The sequence below is a fragment of the Protofrankia sp. CiP1_Cm_nod3 genome, assembly GCF_982290655.1.
This window is the reverse complement of the sequence record NZ_CEVIVD010000061.1, coordinates 1-25430: the sequence shown is the minus strand read 5'-3', so window position 1 is coordinate 25430 and position 25430 is coordinate 1. Positions and strand designations below refer to the sequence as shown.

Here is a 25430-nt window from a genome sequence, read left to right as displayed (position 1 = left end):
CCGGACGCGGGATATCGAATGATCGAACCGCCTTCGGCCGGGTGTTGAGGAGCCTGTCGCCAGGCGACGGTATCCGATAACCGAACTAGACTTCGCCAGGTGGAGGAGGTGACGGCACGTTATCAACTGACTTCAAAAGGTGTGCGAAATCCGTTCATGCTTGTCCGGCAGGCTGTGCATGACCGAACCGGACGCCTCGGTGGCGCTCTGAGCGGCCGTACGCTCAGCGGCAGGTCCGTCGCCAACGCCGGTGGCGACGGCGGTGGCGCCGGTGTCAGCGGTGGCGCCGGTGTCAGCGGTGTCGGTGGGGGCAGCGTGGCCGGCCGTGGTCCGGCCGCCCGCGGCGCGGCCGGTGCCGACAACGCGGCAGGCCGGCTCGCGGCCGTCCTGGCCGGGCTCGGGCGGGGGGCCTGGCCGCTGCGCCAGATCCTGGGCCGTCCCCACGAACGGGTCCCCGGCCGGCTCGAGCTGGAACATCTGAGTTTTCTGTCGGACGCCGGGCTGGTGCTGTCGAGCTCTCTCGACCCACAGCGGATCATCGATATGATCGCGGCGCTGGCGGTACCGCGGCTCGGTGACGGCGCCATCGTGTTCCTCCGGGACGACGAGCGGGCACGCCTCGGCACGATCGTGCACCGCGACAGCCGGACCGCCGGCTTCCTGCGCGACTTCCTCCCCTCCCGGCTGCCGACGCTGGACAGCGAGGACGGGCCCGGTCTCGTCCTGCGGACCGGCCAGACCTGGTACATGCCATACCTGACCGACGAGCTGATGGCGCGGATGTCCCCGGCGGGGGTGGCGGACATGCCCTTCCCCGACTTCCTGAAGGGGCCGACCATCACCGTCCCGATGCCGGGGCAGGGCCGGGTGCTCGGCGCTGTCACCCTGCTGCGCCGCTCGGGGGGGTACAGCCCCGTCGACATCAGCCTTGCCGAGCACCTGGCCCGGCGGGGAGCGGCCGCGCTCGACAACGCGCAGCTCTACAGCGTCGAGCAGGAGTCCGCGCTCGCCCTGCAGCGCTCGCTCCTGCCGGAGAACCCGCCGGCGCTGCGCGGGGTGGAGATCGCGATGGAGTACCGTCCCGGAACGGCCGGGACGGAGGCCGGCGGCGACCTGTACGACGTGATCGCGCTGCCCGGCGGCCGGGTCGGGATCGCGATCGGGGACGTGATGGGACGCGGCCTGCACGCCGCCGCGGTGATGGGGCAGCTGCGGGCGGCGCTGCGGGCGTACGCGCTGGAGGACTGGCCGCCGGCCGAGCTGCTCACCAGGCTCGACCGGGTGGTGGACTCGCTGCCCGGGCTGCACCTGACGACCTGCATGTACATCGTCTACGACCCGGCGGCCCGGCGGGCCACCGTGTCCAACGCCGGGCATCTGCCACCGCTGCTGGTCATGCCCGACGAGGAGCCGGACTACCTGGTCCTCGACCCGGGCCTGCCGCTCGGCGTCGGCGGCACCGGGATGTTCTCGGAGACGTCGCTGGAACTTCCGCCCGGCTCCGGCATCGTGCTGTACACCGACGGGCTCGTCGAGTCGCGCCGGCGCCCGCTCGAGGACGGCATGGACCGGCTGCGCCGCGGGCTGGCCAAGGCGATGGAGAACGCGACGGAGTGCGCGGTGGGGGGCGCGGCGGCGGGGGACGCCGGGGCGTCTCCCATAGGGGTGTCCTCGGCCGGCTCCGCGCGGACGCTGCTGCACCGGTGCCTGGCCGCATCCGGGGTGGCCGTGCAGACCGACGACGACACGGCGCTGCTGGTGATGACCACCTATCCGTCCCGGCCGGCGCTGGTGGACGTGGCGTTGCCGGCCGAGCCCGAATCGGCTGTCCGCGCCCGTTCGGTGGTCGGGCGGGTCCTCACCGGGCGGCGTCTCGCCGCTGTCGCGGACGACGCCCTGCTGCTTGTCAGCGAGGTGGTGACGAACGCGGTGCTGCACGCCCGCAGCGATCTGGTGTTACGCGTCCATCAGGAGGGGGACCGGCTACGGGTCAGCGTCGATGATCGGGAGGGGACCCGGATGCCTCGCCGCCGGACATCGGGTGACGACAGGGAGTCGGGATGGGGCCTGATGATTGTCGATGTGATCGCGCGTGGGTGGGGTGTGGAAACCACCGGTGACGGCAAGCGGGTGTGGTTCGATCTGGCGATCCCGGCGAGCGGCGATGCCAACGGGGCACCGCCACCTTGACGGGACACCGTCGCCCCGGTGGGACACCGTCGCCCCGGTGGGACACCGTCACCTTTGAACACGGTCGCCTCTGTGGGACGGCGTCGTCCTGACGGGACGCTGCCGCCCCGGGAGGACGCCTCACCCGGCGGGGCCGGCCGTCCGCCCGGGGGGATCAGGCGGATGCGGCCTCGTCGCCGTCGGAGCTGAGATAGCGCGACCAGCGCGGATCCATCCGACGGCTGCCCAGGATGCGCCAAGCGGCTCCGCTCGGCGCCCGAGGGGCCGTGCGAAGCCGCCAACCGAGATCGGCAACTGCCCGGTCGGCTTTCAGATGATTGCAGCGGCCGCAGGCCGCCACCACGTTCTCCCATACATGTGCGCCCCCGCGGGAGCGGGGGATGACGTGATCAAGCGATGTCGCCGGCGCACCGCAGTAGACGCAACGGTGATGATCCCGAGCCAGCACCCCTTTGCGGGTGAGGGGGACCTGCGAGCGGTAAGGTACACGGACGAAGCGGGCCAGCCGCACGACGACCGGCACCTCGACCGCGTACGTGGCCGAATGGAGAACTTTGTCCCCGGGCTCGACCATGACTGCTTTCTCGGTGAGCACGAGCACCAGCGCACGCCTCTGTGAGACCACGCATAATGGTTCATACGTGGCATTGAGAACCAGCGCCTCTGTCACGCGCCGACCTCCTCGCCCTACCGGATGGCGGCCGTCACGAGCTAGCCACCGGTGACACTGAGACAGTCAACCGCCTTCGAGCCCCGAACGCGAGTGGGTTCGCGATTGTCGTCGGGTAATCATTGACACACCGCGCAGCTCGGCTCGCGTTTCACAAGCTCAGTGTGACAGATCGTCGTCGCCACGTCATAACCGGGGGCCAGCCCCCTCGTCCAGCGGCTGGCGGCCACCGGTAAGACTGGATGCGGCCGGATCCCCGGGGGACGTCCATCGGAACATTCGACAACCGATCACGTGTGAGGAGCTGACTGAAGGCCGTGGCCAACTCCCCGTCCCTGCTTGCCCAGTCGTTCGGGTCGTTACTGCCCTCGGCGGCCCAGGCGTCGAGCGCGGCGCCGTCGCCCGCCGCGTCCGTGAGCGCGCCCGTACCGGTGCCGACCGACATCCCGCTGGCGCCCAGCCTGGAGCAGCTCAGGGACGCGCTGCAGAACGCCTGCGGAGACCGGCCCGGGGTGCTGTGCCGGACGGTCTACGACGTCACCCACAGCCAGTACCTCGCCGGTGGCGCCAACGTCTTCGTCGGCACCCCGCTGAAGATCGTGCTGATCCTGGTGGCGGCCTTCCTCATCCGGTCGCTGCTGCACCGGTTCATCATCCGGACGACCCGCCGGGCCTCCAACGGAGGCTCGGGAGGACTGCTGCGCTCCGGGCGCACGGTGCTGCTGGGCGCCTTCGGGGATCCCGCCGTGCTGCTGGAACGGCGCCGGCAGCGCGCGGAGACGGTCGGATCGCTGCTGCGCAGCATCACGTCCATCATCGTCTTCGGGATCGCCTTCGTGACGGTCCTCGGTGAGCTGGACATCAACCTCGCGCCGATCGTGGCCAGCGCCGGGATCGTCGGTGTCGCGGTCGGCTTCGGCGCGCAGAACCTCGTCCGGGACTTCCTGGCCGGCATGTTCATGCTGCTGGAGGACCAGTACGGGGTGGGCGACGTGATCGACGTGGGGCCGGTCAGCGGGAACGTCGAGGCGGTCAGTCTGCGTGTCACCCGCCTGCGCGACGTCGAGGGCACCGTCTGGTATGTGCGCAACGGCGAGATCGCCCGGGTGGGGAACAAAGGCCAGCAGTGGGCACGGACAGTGCTCGACGTGCCGCTCGACTACGACACCGACGTGGCCACGGCCAAGCGGATCCTCAAGCGGACGGCGGACAAGCTCTGGACGGATCCGCGGTTCGCCGCCGCCATCCTCGAAGAACCCGAGGTGTGGGGGATGGAGACGATGACCGCGGACGGCTACACCCTGCGCGTCATCGTCAAGACCCAGCCGCTGAAGCAGTGGGAGATCGCCCGCGCCCTGCGGGAGCGCTTCCGCGCGGCGCTGGACGCCGAGGGCATCGCGCTCGGCAGCGTCCAGCGCAGCGAGGTCGTCATGGTCGATGACGATGACGAGGAGGAGAAGAGGCCAGGCGCCGACGGCGAGGAGGACGGCGGCTCCGACCCGCGGGCGGCGGCCAACGCGACCGACAGCGGGCCCATCGCGGAGCTGCCCCGGCCCGCGCGCTCACCGGTCGGCCGGTCGTCCGGCCGCACCTCCGGCTCGCACTGAACCGGGTCCCGGCCCGATCCGGCTTTTCCTCTGCGTGCGCCCCGGCCCGGTGGGCTTTCCAGGCGATGCCAGCCCCGTCCGTGCCGTCGCTGGCCAGCCGGGACGTCGGCGATGTGCCGGGGTAGCTGAACCGCTGATAAGGATCACGGTAGGCGAAGCTGAGAGTTGCTCGCGGTGGCTCCCGCCGCGGTGCGGGCCGGGCAGACTGTGTGATGTGCGTGTACTGGTGGTCGACGACGAGCCGGCGGTCCGGGAGTCCCTCGAACGGTCGCTGCGATTTGAAGGCTACGAGGTCAGTTCCGCCCGGGACGGCGCCGAGGCGCTGGACGCCGTCACCCGCGACCGGCCGGACATCGTCGTGCTCGACGTGATGATGCCGCGGGTGGACGGCCTGGAGGCCTGCCGGCGGCTGCGGGCCCGCGGTGACGACCTGCCCGTCCTCATGCTCACCGCCCGTGACGGGCTTGCCGACCGGGTGAGCGGCCTGGACGTCGGGGCCGACGACTACCTGGTCAAGCCGTTCGCGTTGGAGGAGCTGTTCGCCCGGCTGCGTGCCCTCACCCGCCGGGCGTCGCTGTCGGCCCGGGCGGCCAGCGCCGCCGCGGTGGCCGCCGGCGGGTCCGCGGACTCCGTCGCCGCCGGCCCGGGGCGGCCGTCGGTGCTGACGTTCTCCGGCGTCCGGCTCGACCCGAGCAGCCGGCAGGTCACCCGCGGCGATCGCGATCTTACCCTCACCAAGACCGAGTTCGACCTGCTCGAGCTCTTCCTGGCCCACCAGCGCCAGGTGCTGTCACGTTCGACGATCATGGAGAGGGTGTGGGGCTACGACTTCGGTCCGTCCTCGAACTCCCTTGAGGTGTTCGTCAGCTATCTGCGCCGCAAGCTGGAGGCCGGTGGTGAGCCCCGGCTGCTGCACACGGTCCGTGGGGTCGGCTACGTCCTGCGGGAGACGGCATGACCGGCGGTGTGACGGCATGACCGGCGGTGTGACGGCGCGGTCGGGATGAGTGCCAGGCCCGGCCCGGACACCACCGGATGGCAGCCGGGGACGCCGGTGGAGACGGCCGGAGGCGGCGGTCCCGGACGCGCCGTCGCCGCGGGCGGAACATCCTGGCGGCGGCGCTTCGCGCATAGCCATCTGTCGCTGCGTAACCGGATGGTGCTGCTGATCGGCGTCGCGGTGGCCGCCGTCGTGGCCGTGGTCGCGGGCGTGGCGCTCGCCTCGACCGGGATCGTGCTCAACAGCTCCATCGACGACCAGCTCACCGAGCAGGCCCAGGCGGCGGCCCGGACGGTCATGCCGAGCATGCCGCCGGGCGCCCGCGGCCCGCGGTGGCTGACCGGATCCAACTTCGGCCTGCCGGCCCAGATCATCCTCGCGGACGGCAGCACGGCCACCTGGGCAGGCCAGTCGGTGACACTGCCGGTGAACGACGCCGACCTCGCCGTGGCCGAGGGGGTGACGGACAAGCAGGTGCGTACCGTCACCGTGGATGGCGCGCGGTACCGGGTGGCGACCGTCCCGCTGCTGTTCGTCCCCGGCCGCGCACCGGGCGCGATCCAGCTGGCCCGGCCCATGGCCGACGTCGACGAGACGCTGCGCACCCTCGGGCTGATCCTGCTGGGAGTGGGTGTGGCCGGGGTGGCCGGGGCGGTGCTGCTGGGCAGGCTGATCTCGCGGGCGTCCCTCAAGCCGGTGAACGCCGCCGCCGCCGCCGCCGAGGAGGTGGCCCGCACCCAGGACCTGTCCGCGTTGATACCGGTCACTGGCAGTGATGAAATCGCCCGGCTGGCCAGCAGCCTCAACAGCATGCTGCGCGCGCTGGAGGCCTCCCGGGCCCGTCAGCGCGAGCTTGTCGACGACGCCAGCCACGAGCTGCGCACCCCGCTGACCAGTCTGCGCACCAACATCGAGCTGCTGTTGCGGGCCGAGGCCAACCCGCGGCGCGCGCTGCCCGCGAACGACCGGGACGCGCTGCTGCGCGACGTCGACGCCCAGATCCGGGAGCTCAGCGGGCTGGTCAGCGAGCTGGTCGAGCTGGCCCGCGACGAAGCTCCCCCCGAGGACGTGGAGCGCGCCGACCTGACCGAGATCGTTCATGCCGCGGCGGAGCGGGTACGCCGGCGGGCCAAGGCGAAGAACGTCCACATCGTGGTGACCGCGGCCTCGTCCCCCGTCGACGGGCGGCCGCACATGCTGGAACGGGCGGTGACGAACCTGCTCGACAACGCGGTGAAGTTCTCCCCTCCGCAGGGTGAGGTGTTGGTGGCCGTCGGGAACGGCGAGGTCGTCGTCACCGACCAGGGCCCGGGGATCGCGCCGGAGGACCGCCCGCGGGTCTTCGACCGGTTCTACCGCGCCACGTCCGCGCGCGGGCTGCCCGGCTCCGGGCTGGGCCTGGCCATCGTCGCCGATGCCGCGGCCATGCACGGCGGGAGCGTGCGGGCCGAGGAGGGCCCCGGCGGGGGCGCGCGCCTGCGGCTGTCCCTGCCGGTCCCCGAGGACGTGCTGTGGTCGGCGCCGTTCGACGCGGGCAGCGGGCTGTTCGACGCGGGCAGTGGCGCGGGCCCGCCCGGCGGTTGGGATGCGATCAGCTCGGCGGGGCCGTCCGGGTTCGCCCGAGCGTCCGACCGCGGGCCCCGGCGGGCGAGAGGATTCGGCCGTGGCCTCTGACGACAGCGACACCGGCACCGACGGCGACACCGGCACCGACACCAGCGCCGACAACGGCACCGGCTCCGACGCCCCTGCCGGGAACGGCACCGTCGGGGGGACCGGCGCAGGCAGCGGCACGGGCGCCGGCGGCGGTACCAGGAGCGGTGCCGCTGAGCAGGCTGTGGGGAATGGCCGTGCCGCCCGGGCCGGTGGCATCGACCCGTCGCTGGCGGAGCTGGCGGACGTGTACGGCGTCGCCACCCGTTACATCGACGCCGACGACCAGGAGGTCACCGTCGACCCGCGGGTCGTGCGGGCGGTGCTCGGCCTGCTCGACGTCGACACGGCGGACCCGGCCGCCGCCCTGGCCGCGGCTCGTGACGCGCCGTGGCGGCGTCCGCTGCCGGCCTGCGTGATCGTACGGCGGTCCGCGCCCACGCCGGTGATCGTGCGGGTGCCCGCCGGCACGGTCCCCGTCGCAGAACTGGAGCTTGCGGACGGTGGGCGCCGTGACCTCACCGGATGGGGTGAGACCGTCGGGCAACGGCTGGTCGACGGGCAGGAACTCCTCGGCGTCCCGTTGGAGCTGCCCGCGGGCCTGCCACTGGGTGATCATGTGCTGCGGCTGCGGGCCGGTGCCGTCGTGGCCACGGCAGAGCTCGTCGTCGTGCCGGACGCGGTACCCGGCCCGGCCGGGGCCGTTCCCGGCCGCGCCTGGGGATGGATGATCCAGCTGTACGCGCTGCGGTCGGCCGGCTCGTGGGGGATGGGCGACTACGCCGACCTCGCCGGCCTCGCGGCCTGGTCCGGCGGCGAGGAGGGCGGGCGTGCCGACGTGCTGCTGGTCAACCCGCTGCACGCGGCCGCCCCGACGTTCCCCGTCGAGCCGTCCCCGTATTTTCCGGCGAGCCGGCGTTTCGCCTCCCCGCTGTACCTGCGTCCGCAGGACCTGCCCGAATACGCCCGGGCGGACGCCGCCACCCGGGCCCGGGTCGACCAGCTCGCCACCATCGCCCGCGCCGGGGCCGCCACCCCACCGTCGGCGGACGGGCCGCGGGACGGCGGCCTCACGGATGCCGGGCCGCGGGAAGGTGGCCTCGCGGATGCCGGGCCGGGGCGGGACGAAGCGGGGGAGGCCGGGTCTGGCGTGGACCGCGTCGGCCTGCTGGACCGGGACGCGGTGTGGCAGGCCAAGCTCGCCGGCCTGGAACTGCTGTTCCGCGTCTCCCGGCCCGGGCCGGCGGACGAGCCGGCGGACGAGCCGGCGGCGGGGCACGACGGCCTCACCGACTTCGCGACCTGGTGCGCTCTTGCCGAGCGGCACGGCCCGGACTGGCGGCACTGGCCGGCGCACCTGCGCGACCCGCGTGGCCCCGCCGTCGCCGCCGCCCGCGCCGAGCTGCGGGAACGGGTCGCCTTCCACCGCTGGCTGCAGCACGCCTGCGACGCCGCGCTCGCGGCCGCGCAGCGGGCCGCCCGCGACGCCGGGATGACCGTCGGTATCGTGCACGACCTCGCGGTCGGCGTGGATCCCGGTGGCGCGGACGCGTGGGCGCTGCGGGACGTCTTCGCCGTCGGCGCGACCGTGGGCGCGCCCCCGGACGGGTTCAACCAGCAGGGCCAGGACTGGGCGCTGCCGCCATGGCGGCCCGACCGGCTGGCGGAGACCGGCTACGCGCCGTTCCGGCAGATGGTCGCCGCCGTGCTCCGCCGGGGCGGTGGCATCCGGGTCGACCACATCCTCGGCCTGTTCCGGCTGTGGTGGATCCCGGCCGGGAACTCCGCGGCGCGGGGCACCTACGTCCGCTACGACGCCGATGCCATGCTCGGGCTGCTCGCGCTCGAGGCGGCCCGGGCCGGTGCGCTTGTCGTCGGCGAGGACCTCGGCACGGTCGAGTCCTCGGTCGCGGCGAGGCTGGCCCGCGCCGGGGTGCTCGGGTCGACCGTCGCCTGGTTCGAACGCGACGCCGACGGTGAGCCGCTGCCGCCGCGACGCTGGCGGGAACCGGCGATGGCGAGCATCACCACCCACGACCTGCCCACCGTCGCCGGCTACCTCACCGGCGCGCACGTGCGGGTACGGGCCCGCCGTGGCCTGCTGCGTCACTCCCCAGACGCCGAGCTGCGGGCATGGCGGCAGGAGCGGGACGCGCTGATCGCCCTGCTGCGGGCCGAGGGCCTGCTGACCGCGCAGCTTACCGCTACGGACGATCTTGACCCGTTGGTGCTGCGTGAGGCCGTTTTCGCCCTGCACGGCCTGCTTGTCCGCTCGCCGGCACGGATCGTGCTCGCGGCCCCGGGCGACGCCCTGGGCGACCTGCGGCAACCGAACCTGCCCGGCACCGTGGACACGTACCCGAACTGGCGGCTGCCGGTGACCGACGCCGACGGCCGGCCCGTCACCGTGGAGCGGCTGCGGGCCGACCCGCGGGTGCACCGCCTGGCCGGGCTGCTCGCCCAGGTGCGGGAACAGGCCCGACAGGTGTGACAGGTGTGACAGCGGCCGAGGCCGGCGACGACCAGAGGTGACAGCGGTCGATAACGACAGAAGGTGATATACTTTGCTACGTTGCGTCACGATCGGGCCGTGGCTGGGCCGTGGCTGGGCCGTGGCTGGGCCGTGGCTGGGCCGGGCCGCCGCGACGGGGTGTGCCGCCGGGACGCGGTTTCAGGCGACCATGGGCCAATCACCCGGTAACCTTCGCAACGTGACTCGTCGACGTCCTCGGCTGACCACCACCCGCCGCGTACTCACCGTCGTGACGCTGGCTCTTCTCACGCTTCCCGCGATGTGCGGCGCCGCCCTGGCGCAGGACATCGGGGACCGGTACAGTCCCGATCCGCTCACGCCGCTGGAGGCCTGGGCTGTCTACGGTGGGACGATCATCGGTGGGTTCCTGGTCGCGATCGGGCTCACGCTGCTGTCGAGCCGGGGCAGCGGCCCGTCCCGCTACCGGCCGGGGCGCTCCTGGAACCATGACGAGGTCTGGGTCGGGGATCCGCCCGCGGCCGCCGCCGAAGGCGAGCACCCGCGCGTGGCCTCACCCGGCGCGGGCGGTGCCAGTGGCACCTGGTGAGCCCTTCACCTGGGAGCAGCGCGACCGGCTCGAACGGGCGCGGGCGGCGGCGCAGGCCCGCACCGGCATCCGGTTCGCCGTCCGGGTCGGAGCCGTCGACGACGACCCGGAGCTGTTCGCCGAACGGCTGCTGGCCAACCTGGCGGCACGCCCGGGCGACCCGGCCGTCGTCATCCTGGTCTCTCCCGGTCAACGGTTCGTCCACATCAAGACGACGAGAGGGGCCAGGCGGCGTGTCACCGACCAGGCCGCCGGGCTCGCCGTCCTGACGATGACCTCCAGTTTCGCCCTCGGCGACATCGTCAACGGGATCATCAACGGCCTGCGCCAGCTGGCCGACGCCGCCGGCCCCCAGCCGTCCGGGTCCCCCGGCGGGCCGAGCAGGGTCTTAGCCTCGCTCTGAGGTGGGCGGGCTGGGGGCCGTTGCCCCGCGGTCTCCCGGACAGCCGGAGAACGCGCGGTCATGTTTTCCGCGCGCGGTGGGCGGCCGCGTCCGCCCGGGCCTCACCGGTCCCGCCGTACCTGTTCGTTATTCCTGGTTCCGTGTCGGTCAGTATTCACCTCGGCCAGTATTCACCTCGGCCATCGTCTCCAGGTGATATCTCCGACAAGGCGCCCGGAGGCGCCGGGCGGCAGCACCGCCCAGGAATTCCGGCAATGCCACCAGGGCGCCCGCGCGGTGGCGGGGCACGCGTCGGCTGACACGACACTAGTGCGGCCCGGCCGCTGCCGCCGCCTTCCTTCCATTTTTTTCTGTCTTGTTTTCGGACGGTTTCCTGATGTTCATCGCCGTGATCCTCCTGCGTCCAGCGATTCCACCCTAGTGTTACCGACGGCCCGGACAACCCCGTCCGGAAGGGCCGTCGGCAGCGAAAGAGCAGAGAATTTACTGCCGCCGGCCCGGCATTGTCACCGTATTTTGGAGGTCAGCAATGGAACGGCGAACCTTCTTGCGTTCCGCTGTCGCCGGGGCGGGTGTCCTCGCCTTCTCCGGCGTGATGTGGGACACGGCTCTGGCCGCTCCCGCCCAGAACGGTCCCAGCCCCTACGGATCGCTGCTGCCCGCCGACGCCAACGGTGTCATGCTTCCCTCCGGTTTCACCAGCCGTATCGTCGCCCGTTCCAGCCAGGTGGTCTCCGGGACCAGCTACACCTGGCACAACGCCCCGGACGGCGGTGCTGTCTTCCCGAACGGCACGGGCTGGATATACGCGTCGAACTCCGAGGTCGGCAGCGGCGGCGGTGGCGCCTCGGTGCTGCGGTTCAACTCCAGCGGCACCATTACCTCCGCCCAGCGGATTCTTTCCAGCACCAGTTCCAACTGCGCGGGCGGGGCCACTCCCTGGGGCACCTGGCTGTCCTGCGAGGAAACCTCTCTGGGACGGGTGTGGGAAACCTACCCGGCCACCGGAGCGTCCGCGGTGAGCCGCCCGGCGATGGGCCGTTTCAAGCACGAGGCCGCCGCGGCCGACCCCGTCCGCCAGGCCATCTACCTGACCGAGGACGAGACCAACGGCTGTTTCTACCGCTTCCGCCCGACCACCTGGGGAAATCTTTCCGCGGGCACCCTTGAGGTGCTGGTCGCCGGCAGCGGCACGTCCGGGACGTTCACCTGGCAGACCGTCCCGGACGTGGACGGCTCACCGACCGCCACCCGCAACCAGGTCTCCGGCGCGAAGCACTTCAACGGCGGTGAAGGCGTCCACTACGCGAACAACACCGTCTGGTTCACCACCAAGGGCGACAACCGGGTGTGGGAGCTGCACGTCGACACCAACACGTTCGAACTCGCCTACGACGACTCGCTGGTGTCCCCCGGCCCCGCCCCGCTGACCGGCGTCGACAACATCACCGGGTCGACATACGGGGACCTGTACGTCGCTGAAGACGGCGGCAACCTGGAGATCTGCGTCATCACCCCGGACGACATCGTGGCTCCCTTCCTGCGCCTGGTGGGCCACAACTCGTCCGAAATCACCGGCCCCGCCTTCACCCCGGACGGCCAGCGGCTGTACTTCTCCTCCCAGCGAGGCACCATCGGCTCCTCCTCCGGCGGCATCACCTTCGAGGTCACCGGCCCCTTCCGCACCTGACCTTCCGGGCGGGCTCGGCCGATAGGCCATATCCGGAGGAACGGCAGCGAGCCGCTCCTCGCCCGCCCTGAGAGCGTAGGTGGAAACCGCTGCTGTGGCGGCGTTTTCCACCTACGCCTGCCGTGTCCGTAGGTGGAAAACGCTGTTATGATGGCGCTTTTCACCTACGGTTGGTGCTGTTCTGGTGACGGCGATACGCGGTCATGGATTCTTCGGCGGGCAGGCCGGTCACGCGGATGCCTGGCCGGCGCCGCCAGCGGTGGGATCGGAGCCGGTGTCGGCCGGCGGGGCGAGGCCGGGAAACGCCCGCCGCCGGCCGACATGCTGACTCAGGTAGACGTGCTGACTCAGGTAGCGGTGGCGGCTTCGGTGTCCTTGGCGCGGGCGCGCAGTGCGCGCAGCAGGCCGTCGCGGCCCTCGACCAGGGCGCGGCGCAGGGCAGGGCCGAGGTCGGCCTCGGCCAGGTAGGCGTCCACCGCGTCCACCGTCGCCGGCTCGACGATCGCGGACGGGAAGAGCATCTGCGTGATGGTCTGAGCGGTGTCGAAGGTCCTGGTCCGCCAGATCTCGCCGATCTCGGCGAAGAAGCGGCTCACGTACGGCCGGGTCAGCTCCTCCTGGCCGGGGATCCAGAAGCCGCCCAGGGTCGCCACGAGCAGGTGGTTCGACAGCGTGTCGGAGTCGATCGCCGCTGACCAGGCGGCGGCCTTCGCCTGAGCGGTCGGGCGGGCCGAGCGGGCGGTGGCGGCCCGCTTCTCGCCGGTCGCCGTCCGGTCGCGGGCGAGCTCGGCCTCGATCTCCTCGGCGCCGTAGACGCCGCGCGCCACCAGCTGGATCAGCAGCGTCCAGCGCAGTTCGGTGTCCAGCACAAGGCCGTCGACGACGTCGGCGCCCTCGAAGATCGCGCGTACCCGTCCGATCTGGTCGGGGTCTTCGGCGTGGGCGAACGCGGTCGCGTGCACCAGCTGCAGGTCGCTGCCGGGCGCGGCGGTGCGCAGCAGCTCCTCGACGCGGGCGGACAGCTCGCGCAGGGCCCGCGCCCGGTTCGCCGGATCCCCGTAGGCGTTGATGGTGAGCTGGGCCTTGGCCAGCAGCGACTGGACGACCCCGATGTCGTCCTCGGCGTCCACCCCGGACAGCACGAGCTTGACGTAGTCGCGCGCGGCCAGCTCCGCGTCCCGGGTCATGTCCCAGGCGGCCGCCCAGCACAGGGTGCGCGGCAGTGACTCGCGGATCGTCCCGATCGAGTCGATCAGGGTGGCCAGCGAGCGGTCGTCCAGGCGGACCTTGGCGTAGGTGAGGTCGTCGTCGTTGAGCAGCACCAGGTCGGGCCGCCGGGCCCCGACGAGCTTCGGCACCTCGGTCAGCGCGCCGACCACGTCGAGCTCGACGCGCTCGCGGCGCTGCAGCGACCCGTCGGAGGCGCGGTCGTACAGGCCGATCGCCAGCCGGTGCGGCCGCAGGGCCGCGCTCGCCGTCGGCGGCGAGGACGCCGGCTCCTGCACTACGTCGAAGGTGGTGAACAGCCCCGAGGAGTCGGTCTCGAACCGGGGCCGCAGGGTGTTGGCGCCGGTGGTCTCCAGCCAGTCCGCCGACCACACCGTCAGGTCACGGCCGCTGGCGTTCTCCAGCTCGTCGAGCAGGTCGCGCAGGGAGGTGTTGCCGTACTCGTAGCGGCGGAAGTACGAGCGCAGGCCGGTGAGGAACTCCTCCTGGCCCACCCAGGCCACCAGCTGCTTGAGGACGGAGGCGCCCTTGGCGTAGGTGATGCCGTCGAAGTTGGTGCGCACGGCCTCCATGTCGGGGGCGTCGGCGACGATCGGGTGGGTGGAGGAGAGCTGGTCCTGCCGGTAGGCCCAGCCCTTCTCGGCGTTCGCGAACGTCGTCCAGCCGTTGGTGAACCGGGTCGAGCGCACCTGGGCGAGCACCGACATGAAGGTGGCGAACGACTCGTTCAGCCACAGGTCGTCCCACCAGCGCATCGTCACCAGGTCGCCGAACCACATGTGCGCCATCTCGTGCAGGATGGTCTCGGCCCGGCGCTCCCGGCGGGCCTCGGTGACCTTCGCGCGGAAGACGTAGTCCTCCAGGAAGGTCACGCAGCCGGCGTTCTCCATCGCCCCGGCGTTGAACTCCGGGACGAAGAGCTGGTCGTACTTGCCGAACGGGTACCGGTAGTCGAACACCCGGTGGTAGAAGTCGAACCCGGCCCTGGTGATGGTGAAGATCTCCTCGGGGTCGAGGAACTCGGCGAGCGACCGCCGGCAGTACAGGCCGAGGTCGATCCCGTCGTGGTGGTCGCGTACCTCGTGGTAGGGGCCGGCGACCAGCGCGGTGATGTAGGTCGAGACAACCGGCGTCGGCTCGAACAGCCAGAAGGTCCGGCCCTCGCCGGCCTCGGTGGTCGCAAGATGCCGGCCGTTGGAGATGCAGCGCCACTCCGACGGCGCCACCACCGACAGCTTGAAGACCGCCTTGAGGTCCGGCTGGTCGAAGCAGGCGTACATGCGGTGCGCGTCGTAGGTCTCGAACTGCGTGTACAGGTAGACGGCGGAGTCGACCGGGTCGACGAACCGGTGCAGCCCCTCGCCCGTCTTCGAGTACGCGCAGTCGGCCACCACCTCCAGCTCGTTGGCCTCCCGCAGATCCGTCAGCGTGATCCGGTCACCGTCGTGGACCTCGGCCGGGTCCAGCGCGCGGCCGTTGAGGGCCACCGTGCGCACGGCCGGGGCGGTCAGCTCGATGAACGTGGAGGCGCCCGGCCTGGTGCTGGTGAAATGCACCACAGTTCGTGACACGAACGTGGTGTCACCGCTGGTCAGGTCAAGGTTCACCTCATACGAGGACACGTTGAGCAGCCGGGCGCGCTCACGCGCCTCGTCGCGGGTGAGGTTGTTGGCTGACACACAGGTCCTTTCGATCCAGCGGCGGTGGACGGACGATGTCCGGTTGCTGCGCGGGCTCTGTTGTCTCCAGCCCGCCGGCCCGGGCCCGTCCGGTCCGGGACGAGGGGACGGACGTCCCGGCCTGGCGGGCCGGTCGGCGCGGCGGAGAGAGCCCGACGGCTTTAGCCAGTCTCCCACGCCTCCCGTGCTGGTCGTGCCGGCTCCACCCGGACCGGTCCGACGGGCGGTGCGCGACTGTCCAGCTCATCCGCTGTCGGGTTTGATTACGGGGGATTCGGTCAGCGTTCGCGGGCCCGGCGCCCGGATTGCCGGGCAGGGCGGCACGGGAGCGCGAGGCGACACGGAGTACAGGGCGGCACGGGATATGCAGGGCGGCGCAGGAACGAAGGTGGCACCGCGGGTGCTGGCGCCGAGCGGCCGGCACCGGGGAAGGGGCACAGCGGGTGACGGATTCGATCAGTGAGGCTCCTGTGACGGATCGGGAGCGCCCGTGAAGTGGAGGATCGGCCGCGGACGCCGGGCCCGTCCGGACAGCCCCGCGCCGGACGCGCGGGCACCGGCCACTTTGCCCCTGCCCTCGGGAGCCCCGCCCCCCGAGAGGCCTGCTGCGCGGGCGGCGTCCCCGGACAGGCCTGCTGCGCGGGCGGAGCTCCCGGACAGGCCTGCTGCGCGGGCGGAGCTCCCGGATACGCCTGCCGCGTGGGCAGGGGGTCCAGAGACGGCGTCCGGGGACGGCCCGGCTCCGGACGCGGTGCCGTCGGACGCGGCTGTCCCGCCCGCGGCCCCCTCCGGCGCGGCGGCGGACGCCGCGGCCGCGGGCCCTGCCGTGGGCCCTGCCGTGGGCCCTGCCGCCCCACCGGACAGCCCTCCCGGCCCGGACGCGAGACCCGGCACCCCGCCGCGCCCGGCCGCTCCGGCGGCGCCACAGGATGCGGCTCCGGCGGCGCCGCGCGCGGCCGCCCTGGCGGCGGGAGCCGCCACCCCGGCCGGAGCGGGTGACCCGCACGTTCCGGTACCCCTGCGGGTGGCCGCGGGATGGTCGTGGCGCCTGCTCGTCGTCGGCGTGGCGATCTATATATTCATGCTCGTCATCGGGCGCGTCCGCGTCGTGGTGATCCCGGTGATCGCCGGTCTGCTCATCAGCGCCATGATCTATCCGACGGCGATACGGCTGCGCCGGCACGGGGTGCCCAAGCTGGCGGCGTCCTTCGTGACCGTCTTCGGCTTCCTGATCCTGGTGGCGGGCGCCGGGGTGGGCGTCGGCTTCAACGCGGCCAACGAGTTCCCGAGCCTTTCCGACCAGGTCAGCCAGGGTGTGGAGCAGGTCCGCGACTATCTGCGGGACGGCCCGCTGCACCTGTCGCAGAGCCAGCTGGACGATCTCACCAACGACATCACCAGGACGTTGGCGAACAACCGGGGACGGCTGGTCTCCGGTGTGCTCTCCGGCGCCACGGTCGCCGCCGAGGTGCTCACCGGCATCCTGCTCACCCTGTTCACGACCTTCTTCTTCGTCCACGACGGCGACCGGATCTGGGACTGGATCGTGACCCGTTTCCCCCCGGGCACCGAGGAACGGGTCCGGGGCGCGGGGAAGGAGGCGTGGGCGACCATCACCGGGTACATCCGCGGGACGATGTTCGTCGCGCTGGTGGACGCGATCGGTATCACCATCGGCCTGCTGGTCGTCGGGGTGCCCCTGGTCGCGCCGTTGGCACTGCTGACCTTTCTCGGGGGGTTCATCCCGATCGTCGGCGCGACGGTGGCGGGTGTGGCGGCCATCCTGGTCACGCTCGTCTCCAACGGCCTGGTACCCGCGCTGGTCATCCTCGGCGTGGTGCTCGCCGTGCAGCAGATCGAAGGCCATCTGCTGCAGCCGCTGGTCATGCGGCGGGCGGTGCGGCTGCATCCGCTGGCGATCGTCGTCTCGCTGTCCGCGGGCGGGGTGCTCGCCGGCATCCCCGGAGCGGTCGCCGCCGTGCCGTTCGTGGCGGTGGTCAACAGGGTCGCGAGCTATCTCGCCCGATCCGGGAAGTAGCCACCCGCCCCTGGTGGTTGGGCCTGAGTGACCGATGAACCCGGGCCTTCCGGCGGCGCGGCACCCATGATCGTCCTGCCGGCGTGCCCGTTTCTGGTGATCAGGAGTGACTTGTGACCACACAGCCCGGGATCGAGACCGTGTCCACACGCCCGTCACCTGCCTCCGGAGCGCAACCGGGGCCTGCCGGCTCTTCCGGCCCGTCCGCCCCCGCGCAGGCCGGTTTCTGGTTCGACCCGAGCTGCCCGTGGGCGTGGCTGACGTCGCGCTGGGCGCTGAACGTCGAACAGGTACGGCCGGTGCGGTTCAGCTGGCACGTGATGAGCCTCGCCGTTCTCAACGAGGGCCGGGAGGACCTCCCGCAGCGGTACCGGGAGGGGATGAAGCGCGCGTGGGGGCCGGTGCGGATCAGTGTCGCCGCCGCGGCACACCACGGTGACGAGGTGCTGCTCCCGCTGTACACGGCGCTGGGCCGGCGCCGTCACCTGGAGAAGGCGGAGTGGGACGCCGACACCTTCGCCGCCGCGCTGACCGAGGCCGGGCTGCCCACGGACCTCGTGGACGCGGCCACCTCGGACGAGTTCGACGAGGCGGTGCGGGCCAGCCACCACGACGGCATGGACCGGGTGGGCCTGGACGTCGGAACCCCGGTGATCGCGGTGGGGGACACCGCCTTCTTCGGCCCGGTCGTCACCCCGTCGCCGAAGGGCGAGGCCGCCGGCCGGCTCTGGGACGGGGTGCTGCTCGTCGCCGGCACACCCGGCTTCTACGAGCTCAAGCGTACCCGGGACCTGCCCCCCATATTCGACTGATACGGCATCCGGCCGTTCGGCCGGGTGGCACTCGACCGTTCGGTCGGGCGCTGTCTGTGTTCGGCCAGGCGGGTTTCCGTGTTCGCCCGGGCGGTGTCGGCGGTCCGGCCGGACCGCCGTGCGCACCCGCCGGCCCGGGTGGGCGCCCGGCCCGGCGGGTGCGTTGTCCGCCTTTCCGGTGGGAGCCGGCATAGGGGGCGCGTGGGGCGGGCATCATTGCCACCCATGCGCGTTCATCTTGGTTCCGACCACGCGGGCTTCCACCTGAAGGCCTCGTTGATCACATGGCTGACCGAGCAGGGGCACACCCCGGTCGATCACGGGCCTGCCTCCTACGACCCGGACGACGACTACCCGCCGTACGTGCTCGCCGCCGCGGCCGCGGCCGCGGACGAGCCGGACGCCTTCGGCATCGTTCTCGGCGGCTCCGGCAACGGCGAGGTCATCTGCGCGAACAAGGTCTCCGGAGTGCGCGCGGCGCTGGTCTGGAGCACCGAGACCGCCCGGCTCGCCCGGCTGCACAACGACGCCAACGTGATCAGTCTCGGTGCCCGGCTGCACACCGTCTCCGAGGCCGTGGGTTTTGTCGAGACGTTCCTGCGGACGCCGTTCAGCGCCGAGCAGCGTCATGTCCGGCGGATCGGGATGATCTCTTCTTACGAGCGGACCGGTGACGTTCAGGTGCCGTCGGCGCCGCTGGCGCCCTGACGTCGACGCTGTGCCCGGCCGGTGTCAGCCGTCGGATCCGTCCACGGTCGCCGGCGGATGACCACGCTGCGCTCGGCGTCGGCCAGGTCGTCGGGGCCGGGGCGGGCGATGTCGCGGGCGCGCATCGCCGTCCCCGGGGGCAGCCGTGACCGGCCGGCGCCGATCAACGCGCGCAGGCCGGGATCGCCGGTGTTGCGGCGTCGGCCGGGCCTGTCCTGCTGGCCCTGCTGGCCCTGCTGGCCGTTGCCGGGGTGCTCCGGGGCGGCCCGCCGCGGGCCCGGCCCGTCCGCGGCCCTGTCGTTGTCGGCCTCGCCGTTGCCGGCTCTGCCGTTGCTGGGCCGCCCGCTGTCGGGGTGGCCGCTGTCGGACATGCTGTCGCCGGACGCGGCGTTGCCGGGGCCACCCCCGGAGCCGGGCCTGTCGAACTGACGGCGTTGCGTCATCACCTGTTCCTTCCCGCGGTGCCCCTCGGGGGGCGTCCACCGGATCCAGGGTGCTCCGGTCCGGGGCGGCCTGGCCAGGGTGACCGGGCCGTACCGTCCGCGCCGCGCGCCCCGGCCGGCCCGCGGAAGCCGGCGGATCTCATCTCCACGATACTTTCAGCGCAAAATGCGTCCACGTTTGCCGGGGGGAGCCGGACGAATTCCTGGCGGCGGGGTTCCCTATTTCCGTCCGGGGTATATGTCGGGGCGCGACGGTGAGCGGGGAGGTGGCGTGCCGGATGCGCGGGGAAAGATGACCGGGTATTGTCCCCGGCTCCCATGAGGTACCGGGAGAATCCCGTCGGCGGCTGTGCCGGCCGGAGCCGGGAAAGGCCGGAGCCGGGCCCGCCCGGAGCGCCTCTCGGCTGATCCGATGCCGGAGGTGTCCGTGAGCAGTACCGGGAACGGCCCAACGCCGTTGGACGGGTGCCTGCCCGGGCGGAACAGCCACCGTGTCGTGTCCGCTGAAGCGCGCGGTGCGGTGCCTGCCCGGTTTCCGGTCGTCACCCGGCCGGGGTGTGTCGACGGGGAACGGGTATCGTCTGGTCGCCGTCTGATATCGGCGGAATGTCACTGGCAGGCCGAAGGGCGAATGATTACGGCTTTTTCGTGGGCTCACAGGCGGCAGCGGATATGGCGCGTGCGCCGGATGACCGGAGGCGGCCGGGGCGCCGGCCGCACAGCGCCGGCCCGCGCCGGAGCCAGCCGGAAGCTCATAATGATGGGCCGGATCGCGAAAGCGGGCGAACGGACGATCACCACGGCGGAAGCCGTCCTCGGCTGGCGGCCCACCCACCAACGCCCGCCCACCCGGCCGGCGGGCGTTGGTGGGACAACCCCGCGGGTCGCGGCTTTCCGGGCGGTACCGTGCCTTCCCCGCCTGGGCGGGGAGCGGTCGTGGTGTGACGAATCGTGGACTGTCGGATGTGCGTCGGGGTGATGTCAGGATGGCGGGCGCGGGAAGGGAGCGCGCCTGCGGGAGGATGCCATGAGCGTACGCGTGGGGCGCTGCCGCCGCGTGGGCGGGCGGTCGTGCTCAGGGGCTGGTGTCCTGGCAGCGAAGCCGATGGCGATGCTACCGATTGTGAGGTTGCGGTGACGGTGTTCGGATCCGGTGTCGCAGATTCTCGGAGGTGTCCCAGTGTGCGGTCACACTCCGAGCGGACACGGACCGTGACCGTGACCGTGACCGCAGCCGCGGCCACGGCCGTCGGGGCGAGCCGGCCGCGGGTCCGGTGCCCGGCCCCCGTCGTGTGCCGTCCAAAGGTTCTGGCATGTCGTCCAGAGGTTTTGGCATGCTGTCGGCCGCCGGTCGGTGCGTCGTTAGCCGTCGGGCATGCATCCGGCGCGGCGTCTCACATCCTGACGGCCGGGCGATATCGCGTCGACGCTTCGGCCGGGCATCGGGCGGCCCGAAGTACCTCGAGATCGGCAGGCGGCCACAATTGCCTCTGTCGCTGCCGACCCAGCTTGGGAGTGACTCTTGGACCACGTTCCCGTCAGTGTCGTCATCCCCGCCTTCAACGAGGCACACCGGCTCCCGGAGGCGCTGCCTCGCCTGACCTCCGTGCTGGGCAGGCTCGCCGGCGCGGAAGTGATCGTTGTTGATGACGGCAGTACGGACCGCACCGCCGAGGTCGCCCAGCAGCTGTTGAGCGGGTTCCCGCGGTCGAGCGTCGTGAAGCTCCCCTGGAACTCCGGCAAGGGCGCCGCTGTCCGGACCGGGGTCGCGATGGCCCGGGGCGCGTCGATCGTGTTCATGGACGCCGACATGGCCTCGGACGTGAACGACCTCCCGCTGCTGCTCGCGGCCCTGCAGGACGCCGAGGTGGCGCTGGGGTCACGCCGCATCGGTGGCAGCACGGTCCGCTCGAACGGCCGGCGGATGGGCAGCTGGGCGTTCAACCAGATCACCCGGACGTTCACGGCGCTGGACGTCGCCGACACCCAGTGCGGCTTCAAGGCGTTCCGTCACGCGGAGGCGAAGCTGTTGTTCAGCCTGTCCCGCTCGACCGGCTTCGGGTTCGACGTCGAGGTCCTCTCGCTGGCGCGGTCGATGGGCTACCGGATCACGGAGGTGCCCGTCCACTGGTCGGAGATGGCGGGTGGGACGTTCCGGGTGAGCCGGCACACCCCGGCGATGCTGGTCGACGTGCTGCGGGCCAGGCGCTACCACCGGCGCCGGGTCGTGCCCACGCCCGTGCCGCTGGGCCTGCGTCCCGTCGAGGCGCAGCCGCCGGTTGTGCTCCAGCCGGTGCCCACGCCGCTGACGGTCGTCCGGCGCCCCGGCGTGAGCACGGCCCCGGCGGCCGCGGACGACACGCAGCCGTCGCAGGCCCCGGTCGCCCGGGTGATCAGTATGGGCACCGGCGCCCTGGTGGCCGGCGGCGCCCCGGCGGAGATGCCCGCCTCGCCGGCCATCCTCCCGGCGGGCCGGGACGCCAGCCGGCTCCCGGCGGGCCGGGAGAGCGGGCGGCAGCCGGCCCCCCGCGAGGTCGTCTGAAGGCGCCGTCGCGGCCCCTGGGCCCCGGCTGAAGCCCGGGACCCCGGCTGAAGGCTGGGCCCCGGCTGAAGCCCTGGGCCTGGCTGAAACGGGATCGGACCGGCTCACGCCAGCCCTCCCGCCGGGTTGCCGGCATGTCATGTTCCGGCTGTGGCACCGGATGGGTGCCGGACGAGCCGCCGGCGTCGCCACCGAGCCCGGCCGATACGGCAGGACCGCGCTCCGGCCGTGGCCTCGCAGGGCCGGCTGATGACGGCCGTGGTGGGCTGCGGGCCGGTGCGCGGCGAGCAGGACCGGGGCCGGTGCGCGGCGAACAGGAGCGATGCCGCTGCCCCTCCGTCCGGGCTGTGCTGTCGCGCTCGGCACCCTGCTTGATGATTTATTGTTTTTCATTGTTACTCTGTTGCCTCGATGGTCATTTTTGCACTATCTGTGAACGATAACGCACTTTACGTGCGACTCACCGTGTTTACGGGCTGAAAAATTGTTCGAATTTTGCTCTGCGGATGCCTGCTCTCGTGGCTGTTCATTCTGGTATTCATTCCGCTGTCTGTTTCGGTGCTGTGGTCACTGATGGCCGCTTGCCTGTCACCGGGGAGAATCCGGCGACAAGCGAGGTCTTCACCACTGTTTCCGGCCGGATCACATCAACGGCCCCGGCGGGCCGGAAACTGGGCTGCGTGGGGATCCGTCGTGGGGACGTGCGCCGCTGAACCGTTCTCCTGACCGGGACGGACGGGCAGGAAGAAGGAGGACGTGAACATCGACTCCCACGAAATGTGGCGGTCCGCGCTGCTCCCGGGACCATCCGCACCCGTGACCCCCGTGCCGCGCGCCGGATCGTCCATGCCGCCGGTATCGACCGGCCCGATCCAGGATGATCTGATCCCGGATCTGATCCCGGAACGCCCCTTCTCGGTGCTGGAAGATCTGATCGTCGCCTCTGACCGCAGGACCGCGCCGATCTCGGTCGGGATGATCGCTCGCACCCGTGAGATCATCGATCCGTTCATCCTGCGGGACGCGGTGATCGACGTCCTGATGCGCCATCCGATGGCCCGGGCGCGGATGCGCACGGGGCTGTCCGGCCGGCGGTGGTGGTTCCCGTACACCCCGGACGACGTGCTGACAGTGGCAAAAGGTGATGGCGACGACGACGTGTGGGAGATGTTTGCGGAGATCTGCTCGCGCCCGTTCGACCTGACCGCGTCCTGCCCGCTGCGGGTCCTGCACGTGCGGCTGCCCACCGGCGACGCGGTCGCCGTTGCCGCGCATCATGTCGCCCTGGACGGGATGAGCGTGGCGACGCTGCTGCGCGCGATCCTTCAGCGTTGCCCCGCCACCGCTGCGCGCGTGGAGGACGGCGCGGCTCCCGGGCCGGTGCGGCTGACCGGGCCGGCGTCGGCACGGCCGCCCGAAGAGCCGCCTGAGCCGGTCAGACCGGTGCGGCCGGCCACATCCACCGGTGCGCGTGGGCCGGTGCCCGGCCAGGCGGCGCCGGCACCGTTCCCGGTGATCCTCCGGCCGGCACCGGCCCGTGCGGTGAGCCGGCTCGTCTCCGGGCCGCGGTTGCCGCGACTGCCGCGGTTGCCCAGCCGGGTCGCCCCGTCGCCGGGGGGCCGGACGGACGGCCGCGCGCGTTACGAGAAGGCGCGTCCCGGCCAGGCAGCGGATGATCGTCACAGTTCCGCCTATGGGGTGTACTGCCAGCGCGTCCCGATCCCGAGGTCCGTCCGGACGCTGGTGGCGGATACGCCGGCCACGGTCAACGATCTTCTGCTGACCGCCGCGAAAGTGGCTGTCCAGCGGTGGAACGCCACGGCCGGGCAGCACACCACGACGGTCCGGGTACGCATGCCGGTCAGCCGGCGCACCCCGGCCTCGGGCGATACGGCCGCCATCGGGAACCACACCGGCGAGGTCCTGATCGTGACGACCCCGCGGGACCGCCGGGATCCCGCCACCCTGCTCGCCGCGGTGCGCCGGCAGACGGCGGTGGGCAAGACGGCCGGGCCCCCGCCGGTCGCCGGCGGCAGGATCGGTGGTGTCGTCCGACTGGCCGGTCCTGCCCGTCACGCACTGTTACGGGTAGGTGTGGGGCTGGCCCGGCCGTTGCTGATGCCGACGATCACCGTGACCAACCTGGGCCGGCTGGCCGGCCTGCCGGCGTCGGGCGCGCCCGGGCCGGACGTCACGTCGCTGCACTTCGCGGCGTTCGCCGGGCTGCCGCAGGGGCTGGTGATAGCCGCCGCCGGCTACCGCGGTGAGCTCAGCCTGACCTTCTGCTACCACCGCGACCTGTTCGACCGGGCCGCCGTGCGCCGCTTCGCGCAGGTGTACCGGACAGCCCTGGATGAACTGACCGGCCTCCCACTGTCAGAGGCAGCAGCCCAGCCCGCCGCCGTCGGGTGACGCGGACACCGTCCGCGGCGCTGCCCGGCAGCGGGTGCCACCGGCCGGAAGAGGAGACGGCAGGTGGTTCCGGTCGTTACCGCGGCGGTTCCCACCTACGGGTTCCGCGTCCGTAGGTGGGAACCGTTGTTACCGCGACGTTTTTCACCGACGGCTCTCGAGGGAGCGTCCGCCAGGGACGTGTCAGCCCACTGTAGTGATCATGGACGTGGTGGTTCCGCTGGTGGGCAGCGGGTCGGGCAGGGCGCAGCGGGTGGCGGCGATCAGCAGGTCCTCGCCGGTGGCGGCCCGCGTCTCGATCGGGCCGGTCACGCCGGCCCGGGTGAGCGCGGCGCGGGCGTCGGCGGGGGAGGCCCCGTAGAGGACCGCGACCGCCCGGCCGGGCCCGGCCGCCCCGGCCAGCCGGTCGGATCCGGCTTCTCCGGTCAGGCGGTACACCAGGTCGGTGCGGCGCAGGGCCGGCAGCGGCTGGGTGGGGGCCAGCGGGAACTCCGCGCGGGTCACGGGGTCGTCCGCGCGGCGTGGCCCGCGCCGTCGCCCGCCTGAGGGACGCCCGCCCGGCAAATCGCCCTCGGACGGGCTGCTCTCGGACGGGCTGCCCTCCGGCGTGCTGCCTCCCGGCGAGTTCTCCTCGGACGGCCGCCGGCCCGGGAGGAGCCGCCCACCCGGTCGGTTCCCGGCCGGTAGCCGGCCGCCGAGCGGGCCCCGGCCCGGGTGCGTTCCGCGGCTTCGGGCCGCCAGCCGGTCCATCTCGGCGGTCAGTACCCGGGCGAGCAGTTCGGCGGTGGCGTCCCAGGTGAAACCCGCGGCCCACGCCCGGGCCCGGGAGCGCCAGCGCGCCGCCGCGGCCGGGTCCGCCAGCCTGGCCAGGGCCGTGTCGATCGTCGCCGTGAGCGGGCCGGGCTCGTCCACCAGCCAGCCGGTGTGCCCGTCACGGACGGCGTCACGCAGCCCGGGGACGCGGAAGGCGACCGCCGGCACGCCATGGGCGTTGGCCTCCAGCACCGACAGGCCCCAGCCCTCCCCGTGGGAGGGGTTGACCGTCAGCCAGGCCGTCGCCAGCAGCCGGTCCCGCTCGGCCGCGTCGACATACCCGTGCCAGCGCAGGACCTCCTCGCCGACGCCCAGCCCGCGGGCGTGCCGCAGCAGCCGGTCCCGGTCGGGCCCGTCCCCGACCATCTCCACGACCAGGCCGGGATGGGACGCGCGCAGCGCGGGCAGCGCGTCGATGAGCAGGTGCAGCCGCTTGTGCGGGACCAGCCGCCCGACACAGACG

Annotated in this window: 17 protein-coding genes; 13 read left to right on the top strand and 4 right to left on the bottom strand. The window is 72.4% G+C overall.

From position 1 onward, the window contains the following. Nucleotides 1-174 precede the first annotated feature (174 nt). Nucleotides 175-2190: an ATP-binding SpoIIE family protein phosphatase gene (locus tag AC5LUJ_RS13575; RefSeq protein WP_250283511.1), complete on the top strand. Its 2016-nt coding sequence runs from the start codon at nt 175-177 to the stop codon at nt 2188-2190. Between the two features lie 154 nt (nt 2191-2344). Here the strand turns inward: AC5LUJ_RS13575 and AC5LUJ_RS13570 are convergent, their stop codons facing one another. Continuing rightward, on the bottom strand, nt 2345-2860 hold the full coding sequence (locus tag AC5LUJ_RS13570) for an HNH endonuclease (RefSeq protein WP_250283510.1): 516 nt from the start codon (nt 2858-2860) through the stop codon (nt 2345-2347). A gap of 317 nt (nt 2861-3177) precedes the next feature. Here AC5LUJ_RS13570 and AC5LUJ_RS13565 point away from each other — a divergent pair, with 317 nt between their 5' ends. From AC5LUJ_RS13565 to AC5LUJ_RS13535, 7 genes are all read left to right on the top strand, one after another. Then, nucleotides 3178-4467 (top strand): mechanosensitive ion channel family protein, encoded by a 1290-nt coding sequence (locus tag AC5LUJ_RS13565; protein ID WP_250283508.1) that lies wholly within the window; start codon nt 3178-3180, stop codon nt 4465-4467. Between the two features lie 214 nt (nt 4468-4681). Beyond that, nucleotides 4682-5425 (top strand): response regulator transcription factor, encoded by a 744-nt coding sequence (locus AC5LUJ_RS13560; protein ID WP_250283507.1) that lies wholly within the window; start codon nt 4682-4684, stop codon nt 5423-5425. A gap of 45 nt (nt 5426-5470) precedes the next feature. After that, nucleotides 5471-7141 carry a sensor histidine kinase gene (locus AC5LUJ_RS13555; RefSeq protein ID WP_250283505.1) on the top strand — a complete coding sequence of 557 codons (1671 nt, stop codon included), beginning with the start codon at nt 5471-5473 and terminating at the stop codon, nt 7139-7141. After that, on the top strand, nt 7131-9611 hold the full coding sequence (gene malQ, locus AC5LUJ_RS13550; RefSeq protein WP_250283503.1) for a 4-alpha-glucanotransferase: 2481 nt from the start codon (nt 7131-7133) through the stop codon (nt 9609-9611). The genes AC5LUJ_RS13555 and malQ overlap by 11 nt, the downstream gene beginning before the upstream one ends. 220 nt (nt 9612-9831) lie before the next feature. After that, a complete protein-coding gene (locus AC5LUJ_RS13545) occupies nt 9832-10200 on the top strand; it encodes a hypothetical protein (protein WP_250283502.1) in 369 nt (122 codons plus the stop codon). Further along, nucleotides 10187-10603, top strand: coding sequence for a DUF5130 family protein (locus AC5LUJ_RS13540; protein WP_250283500.1), 417 nt, complete (start codon nt 10187-10189; stop codon nt 10601-10603). The genes AC5LUJ_RS13545 and AC5LUJ_RS13540 overlap by 14 nt, the downstream gene beginning before the upstream one ends. A 529-nt stretch (nt 10604-11132) precedes the next feature. Further along, nucleotides 11133-12293, top strand: a complete 1161-nt coding sequence (locus AC5LUJ_RS13535; RefSeq protein WP_250290535.1) for an alkaline phosphatase PhoX — start codon at nt 11133-11135, stop codon at nt 12291-12293. A 347-nt stretch (nt 12294-12640) separates the two neighbouring features. On the opposite strand, the gene pepN is transcribed toward AC5LUJ_RS13535, so the two are convergent. Continuing rightward, complete coding sequence (gene pepN / locus AC5LUJ_RS13530) at nt 12641-15199, bottom strand: aminopeptidase N (protein WP_250283497.1); 2559 nt, start codon at nt 15197-15199, stop codon at nt 12641-12643. Between the two features lie 1024 nt (nt 15200-16223). On the opposite strand from pepN, the gene AC5LUJ_RS13525 reads away from it, so the two are divergent. The 3 genes from AC5LUJ_RS13525 (at nt 16224) to AC5LUJ_RS13515 (ending at nt 18757) form a co-directional block, all read left to right on the top strand. Further along, the gene (locus AC5LUJ_RS13525; protein ID WP_493465034.1) at nt 16224-17237 is read left to right on the top strand and encodes an AI-2E family transporter; all 1014 of its coding nucleotides are present in this window, start codon (nt 16224-16226) and stop codon (nt 17235-17237) included. A 113-nt stretch (nt 17238-17350) separates the two neighbouring features. Beyond that, the gene (locus AC5LUJ_RS13520; protein ID WP_250285742.1) at nt 17351-18049 is read left to right on the top strand and encodes a mycothiol-dependent nitroreductase Rv2466c family protein; all 699 of its coding nucleotides are present in this window, start codon (nt 17351-17353) and stop codon (nt 18047-18049) included. 225 nt (nt 18050-18274) lie between these two features. Beyond that, complete coding sequence (locus AC5LUJ_RS13515; protein WP_250285743.1) at nt 18275-18757, top strand: ribose-5-phosphate isomerase; 483 nt, start codon at nt 18275-18277, stop codon at nt 18755-18757. Here AC5LUJ_RS13515 and AC5LUJ_RS13510 read toward each other — a convergent pair. Beyond that, a complete protein-coding gene (locus AC5LUJ_RS13510) occupies nt 18727-19200 on the bottom strand; it encodes a hypothetical protein (RefSeq protein ID WP_250285744.1) in 474 nt (157 codons plus the stop codon). The genes AC5LUJ_RS13515 and AC5LUJ_RS13510 overlap by 31 nt on opposite strands. A gap of 1522 nt (nt 19201-20722) precedes the next feature. Between AC5LUJ_RS13510 and AC5LUJ_RS13505 the strand changes: the two genes are divergently transcribed. Together AC5LUJ_RS13505 and AC5LUJ_RS13500 are read left to right on the top strand one after the other, a co-directional pair. Further along, complete coding sequence (locus AC5LUJ_RS13505) at nt 20723-21742, top strand: dolichyl-phosphate beta-glucosyltransferase (RefSeq protein WP_250285745.1); 1020 nt, start codon at nt 20723-20725, stop codon at nt 21740-21742. 756 nt (nt 21743-22498) lie between these two features. Continuing rightward, complete coding sequence (locus AC5LUJ_RS13500) at nt 22499-24154, top strand: condensation domain-containing protein (protein ID WP_250285746.1); 1656 nt, start codon at nt 22499-22501, stop codon at nt 24152-24154. Nucleotides 24155-24337: 183 nt separating this feature from the next. Here AC5LUJ_RS13500 and AC5LUJ_RS13495 read toward each other — a convergent pair. Next, the coding region (locus AC5LUJ_RS13495; RefSeq protein WP_493465033.1) for a glycosyltransferase at nt 24338-25430 on the bottom strand (1093 nt) is incomplete at its 5' end.

Excerpts from the sequence above, each read along its gene's own strand:
- AC5LUJ_RS13535 (WP_250290535.1), top strand. The coding sequence starts at position 11,133 with ATGGAACGGCGAACCTTCTTGCGTTCCGCTGTCGCCGGGGCGGGTGTC.
- AC5LUJ_RS13555 (WP_250283505.1), top strand. The coding sequence starts at position 5,471 with ATGAGTGCCAGGCCCGGCCCGGACACCACCGGATGGCAGCCGGGGACG.
- AC5LUJ_RS13510 (WP_250285744.1), bottom strand. The coding sequence starts at position 19,200 with ATGACGCAACGCCGTCAGTTCGACAGGCCCGGCTCCGGGGGTGGCCCC.
- AC5LUJ_RS13515 (WP_250285743.1), top strand. The coding sequence starts at position 18,275 with ATGCGCGTTCATCTTGGTTCCGACCACGCGGGCTTCCACCTGAAGGCC.